1 protein-coding gene is annotated in these 10,831 nt (G+C 73.9%); it reads left to right on the top strand.

Annotated features, from left to right (window positions below; all coding sequences use genetic code 11):
* Nucleotides 1-68 precede the first annotated feature (68 nt).
* A complete protein-coding gene (locus EJ357_RS35165) occupies nucleotides 69-10,811 on the top strand; it encodes a type I polyketide synthase (protein WP_126395711.1) in 10,743 nt (3,580 codons plus the stop codon).
* The last annotated feature ends 20 nt before the right edge of the window (nucleotides 10,812-10,831 follow it).

Here is a 10,831-nt window from a genome sequence, read left to right as displayed (position 1 = left end):
GGCTCCCGAGCCCGTGCACCACGCATCACCCGCAATTGAGCGCAACACACTTGGGGAGCTGACGACAGGTGGCTGACGAGAAGGAACTCCGCGACTACCTCAAGCGGGCGATCGCCGACGCGCGGGACGCTCGCAGGAAACTGCGCGAGGTGGAGGAGAAGGCGCAGGAGCCCATAGCGATCGTGGGGATGGCCTGCCGTTACCCGGGCGGGGTGGCCTCGCCGGAGGATCTGTGGCGGCTGGTCGCCGACGAGGTCGACGCCGTGTCCGAGTTTCCCGTCAACCGCGGCTGGGACCTGGAGAACCTGTTCGACCCGGACCCCGAGCGGGTGGGCACGTCGTACGTCCGCCACGGGGGTTTCCTGCACGACGCCGACCAGTTCGATCCCGAGTTCTTCGGCCTCTCGCCCCGTGAGGCGCTCGCCGCCGACCCGCAGCAGCGACTGCTCCTGGAGACCACGTGGGAGGTCCTGGAGCGCTCGGGCATCGACCCGGCGGCGCTCAGGGGCAGCCGTACCGGAGTGTTCACGGGCCTCATGTACACGGACTACGGCTCCCGTCCGCACCTTCCGGCGGAGGGTTTCGAGGGCTATCTCTACAGCGGCAGCGCGGGAAGCATCGCCTCGGGCCGCCTCGCCTACACCTTCGGTCTGGAGGGGCCCGCGGTCGCCGTCGACACGGCGTGCTCCTCGTCGCTGGTGGCGCTCCACCTCGCGGTGAACGCGCTGCGCGCGGGCGAGTGCGACCTGGCGCTCGCCGGCGGGGCGGCCGTGATGTCGACTCCCACCGGGTTCGTCGAGTTCTCCCGGTTGCGCGGGCTGGCGCCCGACGGACGGTGCAAGCCGTTCGCGGCGGCCGCCGACGGTACGGCCTGGTCGGAGGGTGTGGGCCTGCTGCTCGTGGAGCGACTCTCCGACGCCCGCCGCAACGGCCACCAGGTGCTGGCCGTCATCCGCGGCTCGGCCGTCAACCAGGACGGCGCCTCCAACGGCCTCACCGCCCCCAACGGCCCGTCGCAAGAACGTGTCATACGGCAGGCCCTCACCAACGCCGGCCTCACCCCCACCGACGTCGACGCCGTCGAAGCCCACGGCACCGGAACCCGCCTCGGCGACCCCATCGAAGCCCAAGCCGTGCTGGCGACCTACGGGCAGAACCGACCCGACGACCGGCCCCTGTACCTGGGCTCCCTGAAGTCCAACATCGGACACACCCAGGCAGCCGCCGGCGTCGGCGGCGTCATCAAGATGGTGCAGGCCATGCACCACGGGGTGCTGCCCAGGACCCTCCACCTCGACGAACCCACCCCGTTCGTCGACTGGGAGGCGGGTGACGTCTCCCTGCTCACGGAGGCCAGGGAGTGGGCTGTCTCCGGGGCGCCGCGACGCGCCGCCGTCTCCGCCTTCGGCATGGGCGGAACCAACGCGCACGTCATCCTGGAACAGCCGACCGCGGAGGACCCGGCGGAGGATCCGGCCGGAACGACGGCGGACGGAGCGACCGACGCGGCTGCGGAGGCCGCCGAAGGCCGCGACCTTCCCGTAGTGCCCTACCTGCTCTCCGCCAAGACCCCCCAAGCACTCACCGCCCAAGCCCAACGACTCCTCACCCACCTCCAAACACACCCCCACCTCACCCCCCTCGACACCGCCCACTCCCTCGCCACCACCCGCACCACCCACAACCACCGAGCCCTCCTCCTCACCCCCACCCACACCCACCCCACCCACCAACTCCAAGCCCTCGCCCACAACACCCCCACCCCCGACACCATCACCGCAACCGCCGCCGAGCCCTCCAAGACGGCGTTCGTCTTTCCCGGGCAGGGGTCCCAGTGGGCGGGCATGGCCGTGGAACTGATGGCCGACTCACCGGTGTTCGCCGCCCGGATCGCCGAGTGCGCGAAGGCGTTCTCCGCCTATGTGGACTGGTCCCTGGAGGACGTGCTGCGCCAGGCGGAAGGGGCTCCGTCCCTCGACCGCGTGGATGTGGTCCAGCCCGTCCTGTTCGCGGTGATGGTGTCGCTCGCGGAACTCTGGCAGGCCCACGGGGTCCGGCCGTCCGCGGTGGTGGGGCACTCCCAGGGCGAGATCGCCGCCGCGTACGTGGCGGGCATCCTCACCCTCGATGACGCCGCCCGCGTGGTCACCCTGCGCAGCCAGGCCATCGGCCGGGTCCTGGCCGGCCTCGGCGGCATGGTGTCCGTCGCGCTCCCCGCCGACGAGGTGCGCGAGCGCATCACCCCGTGGCAGGACCGGATCCAGGTCGCCGCCGTCAACGGCCCCGCCTCCGTGGTCGTCTCGGGTGAGGTCGAGCCGCTGCGGAGCCTCGTGGAGGCCTGCAAGGCGGACGGCGTACGGGCCCGGACCATCACGGTGGACTACGCCTCCCACTCGAAGTACGTGGAGCTGCTGGAGGAGGAGCTGGCCGCGCTCCTCGCGCCGGTCAGCCCGCGCCCGGCCACGGTCCCGTTCTTCTCCACCGTCACCGGCGACTGGGTCGTGGGTACCGAACTGGACGGCGGCTACTGGTACCGCAACCTGCGGCAGACCGTGGAGCTGGAGAACGCCGTACGCGCCCTGCTGGAGCAGGGGTTCGGCACGTTCATCGAGTCCAGCCCGCACCCCGTGCTCGCGCTCGCGGTGCAGGAGACGGCGGAGGCGGCCGGCCGTGACGCCGCCGCGTTCGGCTCGCTGCGGCGCGACGCGGGCGGCATGGAGCGGTTCCTGCTCTCCCTCGGCGAGGCGCACTGCCGTGGCGTAGCCGTTGACTGGCAGACGGTCTTCGCCGGCACGACGGCGCGCCGGGTGCCGCTGCCGACGTACGCCTTCCAGCGCACCCGTCACTGGCTGGAGGCGGTCGGCGCGCCGAGCGACGCCGCCGGTCTCGGGCTGGGTTCGACCGACGGGCACCCGTTCCTCGGTGCCGCGGTCGCGGTCGCGGACCGCCGCGCATTCCTGTTCACCGGCAGGATCTCGCGCCGCTCGCATCCGTGGCTGGTGGACCACGCCGTCCACGGCTCGGTGCTGCTGCCCGGCACCGGCCTGGTCGAACTGGCGCTGCGGGCCGGGGAGTACGTGGGGTGCGAGCGGGTCGAGGACCTCACCCTGGCCGCACCCCTGCTGCTGCCCGAGCAGGGCGGCGTGCAGCTCCAGCTCGTCGTCGGGGAGGCCGATGACGGCGACCGGCGCGGGCTGGAGATCTACTCGCGCCCCGACGGTGCGCTGGAGGACGCGGCGGCGTGGACGCTGCACGCGGAGGGCCTGCTCGCCCCGACGCCCGACGAGGCGCCCGCGGGTCTGCTCGTCTGGCCGCCCGCCGGGGCGGTCGAGGCCGACCTTGACGGCATGTACGAGCGGGTGCGGGAGCAGGGTTACGAGTACGGCCCGGCCTTCCGTGGCCTGCGCAGGGCATGGCGGGGCGAGACCGGGGACGAGATCTTCGCCGAAGTCGCGCTTCCGGAGGAACTCCAGTCGGACGCGGGGCTCTTCACCCTGCACCCGGCGCTCCTCGACGCGGCGCTGCACAGCCTGCTGCCGGGCGTGGTGGACGAGGACCGCCGGCCTCTGCTGCCCTTCGCCTGGTCCGACGCGACGGTGTACGCGGCGGGAGCCTCGGTGCTGCGGGTACGGCTCTCCCTCACCGGGCCGGAGTCGGCGTCGCTCCTGGTGGCCGACGGCTTGGGCGCACCGGTGGCCTCCGTCGGGTCGCTGGCGCTGCGACCGCTGTCCGAGGAAGCGCTGCGGGCTGCGGCGGACGCCCACCGCGACGGGCTGCTGCGGGTGGAGTGGAGCGGCCTCGCGGCGGTGAACTCCCCTGCGGACACCGGCACATGGGCCCTGCTGGGCGGTGACGGCGGCCTCGGCCTGCCGGTCGACGCCGCACGGTCCTTCACCGGCCTCGCCGCGCTCGTGGCGGCGGTCGAGGGCGGGGCGGCGGTACCGGACGTCGTGCTGACCGTTCCCGAACCGCCCCGGGAGAGCGACGCGGATCTGCCCGCCCGCATCCACGAGACCACCCGGCACCACCTCGAACTGGCCCAGGCCTGGCTGGCCGACGAACGGTTCGCCCAGTCCCGCCTCGTCATCGTCACCCACGGCGCCGTCGCCGCAGGACAGGAGGATGTCACCGACCTCGCCCACAGCACCCTGTGGGGCCTGCTCCGCTCCGCGGACAGCGAGAACCCCGGCCGCTTCGGCCTCGTCGACCTCGACGCCGGCCCGTCCGCGGGCTCCCTGCTGCCCGCGGTGGTGGCGTCCGGCGAGACGCAGGCCGCTGTGCGGGGTGACACCGTGCTCGTGCCCCGCCTGGTCCGGGTTCGCCAGGAGGCGGACGACGCCGAGGCGACGGCGCCGCGCTGGGATGCGGGCACCGTACTGATCACCGGAGCCACCGGTGCGCTGGGCCGCCTTCTCGCCCGGCATCTGGCGGACCGGCACGGTGTCCGGCACCTGCTGCTGCTCAGCCGACGCGGCGCCGACGCACCCGGCGCGAACGAACTGCGCGACGAACTCGCCGAGTCGGGAGTCACCGCGACCTTCGCAGCCTGCGACGCCGCCGACCGCGAGGCGTTGGCCTCCGCCCTGGCATCCGTCCCGGCCGACCACCCGCTCACGGCGGTCGTCCACACCGCCGGCATCGTCGACGACGGCCTCCTCACCGGCCTGACACCCGAGCGCCTCGAAGCCGTACTGCGGCCCAAGGTCGACGCCGCCTGGAACCTGCACGAACTCACCCGCGACCTCGACCTGTCCGCCTTCGTCCTCTACTCGTCCATCGCAGGCCTCCTCGGCACGGCAGGACAGGCCAACTACGCGGCCGGCAACACCTTCCTGGACGCCCTGGCCCACCACCGCACCGCCCACGGACTGCCCGCCACCTCCCTCGCCTGGGGCCTGTGGGAGGAGAGCAGCGCCATCACCAGCCACCTCGGGGACGTGGACGTGCAGCGGATGGCCCGCTTCGGGCTCCGCCCGCTGTCCTCGGACGAGGGCATGGCACTGTTCGACGCCGCCGGCGCGTCCTCGGACGCGGTCCTCGCGGCGACCGGGCTGGATCTTGCGGCGCTGCGCCGCAAGGGCGCCGAGCCCCTGCCGATGCTGCGCGCCCTCGTTCCGGCGGTGCGCCGTCGCGCCGCGGCCGGGGCGGCCGGAGGGGCGTCGCTGGTCGATCAGTTGGCCGCGGTCTCCGGGACCGAGCGGGAGCGGGTGCTGACCGACCTGGTGCGCGGTCATGTGGCCGGGGTGCTCGGCCATGCCGACCAGGGGGCGGTCGACTCCGACCGTGTCTTCAAGGAGCTGGGGTTCGACTCGCTGCTCGCGGTCGAGCTGCGCAACCGGCTCGGCGAGGCCACCGGACTGCGCCTGCCCACCACCCTGGTCTTCGACCACCCCACCCCGGCCGCCATCGCCGCGTATCTGTCGACCCTGATCGCCCCCGCCGCCTCGCGGGCGCCCGACGCGGTCGTGCCCTCCGGGGCCGCCGCCGAGGACCCTGTCGTGATCGTGGGCATGGCGTGCCGCTACCCGGGCGGGGTGGCCTCGCCCGACGACCTGTGGCGGCTGGTCGCCGACGAGGTCGACGCCATCTCGGAGCTGCCGGCCGACCGAGGCTGGAACATCGAGGAGCTCTACGACCCGGAGCCGGGCACGCCGGGCAGGACGTACTCCCGGCACGGCGGGTTCCTGTACGACGGTGACCACTTCGACCCCGAGTTCTTCGGGATGTCGCCGCGCGAGGCGCTCGCCACCGACCCGCAGCAGCGGCTCCTGCTGGAGACCGCCTGGGAGGCGCTGGAGGACGCCGGCATCGACGCGTCGACGCTGCGCGGCAGCCGTACCGGCGTGTACACGGGCGTGATGTACCACGACTACGCGTCGCGGGTGAAGCAGGTCCCGCAGGACATGGAGGGCTATCTGTTCAGCGGCAACGCGGGCAGTGTCGCCTCGGGCCGGGTGTCGTACACCCTCGGCCTGGAGGGTCCCGCGGTCACCGTCGACACGGCCTGCTCCTCGTCGCTGGTGGCCATCCACCAGGCGGTGAACGCGCTGCGCGCGGGCGAGTGCGACCTGGCGCTCGCCGGTGGTGTGACGCTGATGTCGACGCCGCAGGGGTTCGTCGAGTTCTCGCAGCAGCGCGGCTTGTCGGCGGACGGCCGCTGCCGGTCGTTCTCGGCCACCGCGGACGGCACCGGGTGGTCGGAGGGTGTGGGCCTGCTGCTCGTTGAGCGACTCTCCGACGCCCGCCGCAACGGCCACCACATCCTCGCCGTCATCCGCGGCTCGGCCGTCAACCAGGACGGCGCCTCCAACGGCCTCACCGCCCCCAACGGCCCGTCCCAGGAACGCGTCATACGCCAGGCCCTCACCAACGCCGGCCTCACCCCCACCGACATCGACGCCGTCGAAGCCCACGGCACCGGAACCCGCCTCGGCGACCCCATCGAAGCCCAAGCCCTCATCGCCACCTACGGACAGAACCGACCCGAGAACCGCCCCCTCCACCTCGGCTCCCTCAAGTCCAACATCGGACACACCCAGGCAGCCGCCGGTGTCGCCGGCGTCATCAAGATGGTGCAGGCCATGCACCACGGCGTGCTGCCCAGGACGCTGCACGTCGAGGCTCCCAGCCCTCATGTCGACTGGGAGGCCGGTGACGTCTCCCTGCTCACCGAGGCCCGGGAGTGGGCCGTGTCCGGGGCGCCGCGGCGCGCCGGAGTGTCGTCCTTCGGCATCAGCGGCACCAACGCGCACCTGATCCTGGAGCAGCCGTCGTCGGACGAGCCGGAGGAGGACCGGCCGGCCGAGCCGCAGGCCCTGCCCGCCGTGCCGTGGCTGCTGTCCGCCAAGACCCCCGAGGCGCTCTCCCGGCAGGCTGCCCGCCTGCTCGAACACCTCGAAGTCCACCCGGAGTTGTCCCCGCTGGACGTGGCCCGCTCCCTGGCCACCGCGCGCACCGCGCTCGACCACCGCACGAGTGTGACCGGCGCGGACCGGGACGAGCTCGTCGCCGGGCTGCGTTCGGTACGGGCCGGTGCGGCCGAACCGGTGCGGGCACGTGCGGACCTGTCGGGCCGTACGGCGTTCCTGTTCACCGGGCAGGGAGCCCAGTACGCCGGCATGGGCCGGGAACTGTACGAGTCGTTCCCGGTGTTCGCCGAGGCCTTCGACGCGGTCTGCGCCCAGTGGGACGGCGCGTTCGAACTGCCGCTGAAGGAGGTCGTGTTCGCGGAGCCGGACAGCACGGAGGGCGCCCTTCTCGACCGGACCGGCTATGCGCAGCCGGCCCTGTTCGCGCTGGAGACAGCACTGTTCCGGCTCGCCGAGTCCTGGGGCCTGCGCCCCGACTACCTCGCCGGCCACTCCATCGGCGAACTCACCGCCGCACACGTCTCCGGAATCCTGACCCTCGAAGACGCCGCCAAACTGGTCGCCGCCCGCGCCACCCTGATGCAGGCACTGCCCGGCGCAGGCGCGATGATCGCCGTACAGGCCACCGCGGACGAGGTCCACCCACTCGTGGCCGAACACCAAGGCCGGCTGGCCATAGCCGCGGTCAACAGCCCCTCCTCCGTCGTCATCTCCGGAGACGAGACAGCCGCCGAAACCGTCGCCACCCACCTACGCGAACAAGGCCGCAAAACCAAACGACTCACCGTCTCCCACGCCTTCCACTCCCCCCACATGGACGACATGCTCGACGCGTTCCGGGACGTCGCCGACACGGTGACCTACCACGCGCCGCGCATCCCGGTCGTGTCCACGCTCACCGGTCGTGTCGCCACCGGAGGGGACCTGATCACGGCCGAGTACTGGGTCGAGCAGGTCCGGGGGTCGGTTCGTTTCGCGGACGCCGCCGAGATCCTCGCCAAGGAGGGCGTCGCGGCCTTCGTGGAGATCGGCCCGGACGGTGTGCTCAGCGCACTGGTCGCGGAGGCGGTGGAGAGCGCGTTCGCGGTGCGGCCGTTGCAGCGCCGCGGCAGGCCGCAGCCCACGACGCTCGTCGGCGCGGTCGGGGCCCTGCACGACGCGGGTGTCCGGGTCGACTGGCAGGCGTTCTTCGCCGGCAGCGGTGCGCGGCACGTCGCGCTTCCCACGTACGCGTTCCAGCGCCGCCGCTACTGGCTGGACGCGGGTCCCGCCGGGGCCGACGCCGCCGAGTGGGGCCTGCGGCCGACCAGCCATCCGTTCCTCGGGGTGGCCGTGCCGCTGGCCGGCGGCGAGGGCACGGTGTTCACCGGCCGGGTGGCGGCCGGCCGTCACCCCTGGCTGGCCGGGAACATCGTCGTGGACGAGCCCGTACTCCCCGCCGCCGCGCTCGTCGAGACGGTGCTGCGCGCGGGTGCCGAACTCGGCTGCGACGTTCTGCACGAGCTCACCGTCCCGGCCCCCCTGGTCGTCCCGTCCCAAGGCGCCGTACAGCTGCAGGTGGCCGTGGGGGCGCCCGACGCGGACGACCGTCGTGCGGTGCGCGTGTTCGCGCGCCCGGACGACCCGGACGCGGCCTGGCAGTCGCTGGCCGAGGGCGAGCTCGGCACCGGTGGCGGGGACGACACGGCCGCGGTGGCCGGGGCGTCCTTCGAGGTGGCGCTGCCCGCGGGGCTCCGGGACGAGGCTGACCGGTTCGCACTGCACCCGGCCCTGCTGGACGCGGCGCTGGACGCCCGGCCGACCGCCGCGCCGGGCACCGTCGCCTTCCCGACCCGGTGGCGCGGCGTGCGTCTGTACGCCACCGGCATCACGGAGGCCCGCGCCGAACTGACCGGGACGGGCGAGGACAAGGCCGCGATACGGCTGACCGATGCGGACGGCAGGCTCGTCGCCACCGTCGCGTCGGTCTCCTTCGTGGAGCTGCCCGAGTCCCGGTTCAGCGGGGCGCGCAACTCGGCGTACGCGGCCCTGTACACGACCGACTGGGTGCCCTTGGGCACGACCGTCCTCGACGTCCCCTTCCACTGGGGCGTGTTGGGCTCCGGGCGGACGGGCGCCGAGCCGGCCGGTGCGACACCGCTGCGCGACGCGGGTGCGGCCGGCGAGGCCGTCGCCTCCGGTGCGGACATCTCCGCCGTGCTGTTCGAGGCCGGGACGGACGACTCCGGCGACCCGGTCGGCGCGACGCACGCGCTGACGCGCCAGGTGTCGGCCGTCCTGCGCGACTGGCTGGCGGACGACCGGCTCGCGGACACCCCGCTCGTGGTCGCCCTGCGTTCCCCCGCGGCCGTGGCGCCCGGGGAGTCGGCGGATCCCGTGGCGGCCGCGCTGCGCGGACTGGTGCGGTCGGCCCAGGCCGAGGCGCCGGGCCGGGTGGTCCTCACGGAGACCGACGGCTCTCCCGAGGGGTACGCGGTACTGGCGTCGGCCGTCGCGTCCGGTGAACCGGAGACGGCCGTACGCGGCGACCGTGCCTTCGTGCCCCGTCTGCGACGGATGACGGAGCCGACGGATCAGGCCGCGCCGGCCTGGGACCCGCAGGGCACCGTGCTCGTCACCGGAGGCACCGGATCGCTCGGCGGACTCTTCGCCCGCCACCTGGTGACCCGCCACGGCGTGCGGCACCTGCTGCTGCTCAGCCGTAGCGGCGCCGACGCCCCCGGGGCGGCCGAACTCCGCGCGGAGCTGCGCGAGTTGGGGGCGACGAGCGTGACCGTCGCCGCCGGTGACGTCGGCGACCGGGAGGAGCTGGCCGCGCTGCTCGGCCGGATCCCGGCGGAGCAGCCGCTGACCGGCGTCGTGCACACCGCGGGAGTGGTGGACAACGCCCTCCTGGCCACGCTGAGCCCGCAGCAGCTCGCCGCCGCGCTGCGGCCCAAGGCCGACGGGGCATGGCATCTGCACGAGCTGACCCGTGATCTCCCGCTGTCCGCCTTCGTCATGTTCTCGTCGAGCGCGGGTGTACTGGGCAGCCCGGGCCAGGCCAACCACGCCGCCGCGAACGCCTTCCTGGACGGCCTCGCCCGGCACCGGGCCGACCAGGGCCTGCCCGCCGTCTCGATCGGCTGGGGCAGGTGGCAGCGGGCCTCCGGGATGGGTGCCTCGTTCACCGACGGGGAACGCGCCCGCTTCGCCCGCGAGGGCTTCCGGCCGGTCGAGGACGAGCAGGGGACGGCGCTCTTCGACGCGGCGCTCGCCGTGGGGCGGCCCGCGCTGACGGCGCTGCCGGTGGACACCGCGGCGCTGCGTGCCCGCGACGTCCTGCCGGCGCCGCTGCGCGGCCTGGTCACGGTACCGGTGCGGTCGGACGCCGGGGCCGGAGCGGAACCCGCCGTGCCGCTGGCGGACCGGATCGGCGCGATACCCGCCGAGCGGCGGTACGACACCGTGTCGGAGCTGGTGCGCGCCACGCTCGCGGCGGTGCTGGGCCACTCGGGCGCCGACGCCGTCGCCGAGGACCGTCCCTTCCAGGAGCTCGGGCTCGACTCGCTCACGGCGGTCGACCTGCGCAACAGGCTCGGCCGGTCCGTCGGCCGCAGGCTGCCCGCCACGCTGGTCTTCGACTTCCCCACGCCCGCGGCGCTCGCCGCGTACGTGCTGGCGGAGATCGAGCCGGAGACCGGCACCGAGTCCGGAACCGGTACGGGCGCGGGCGGCGGTTCGGCGCTGGCCGAGCTCGACCGGCTCGAGGCGGTACTCGGTGCGCTGCCGAGGGAGGGCGGCGAGCGTACCGCCCTGGCCGCACGGCTGCAGTCCCTGCTGTCCCGGGTGACCGGCCCGGAAGTCCCGGCGCGGGCCGACGCAGTGGACGGGATCGAGTCGGCGTCGGCGGACGAGATCTTCGACTTCATCGACAACCAGCTCGGCCGCACGTCCGGTTGATCAGCCCCCAGCAATTGTTC

This window comes from Streptomyces cyaneochromogenes (assembly GCF_003963535.1).
GTDB lineage: Bacteria > Actinomycetota > Actinomycetes > Streptomycetales > Streptomycetaceae > Streptomyces > Streptomyces shaanxiensis.
This window is presented reverse-complemented; position numbering and strand designations above follow the sequence as displayed.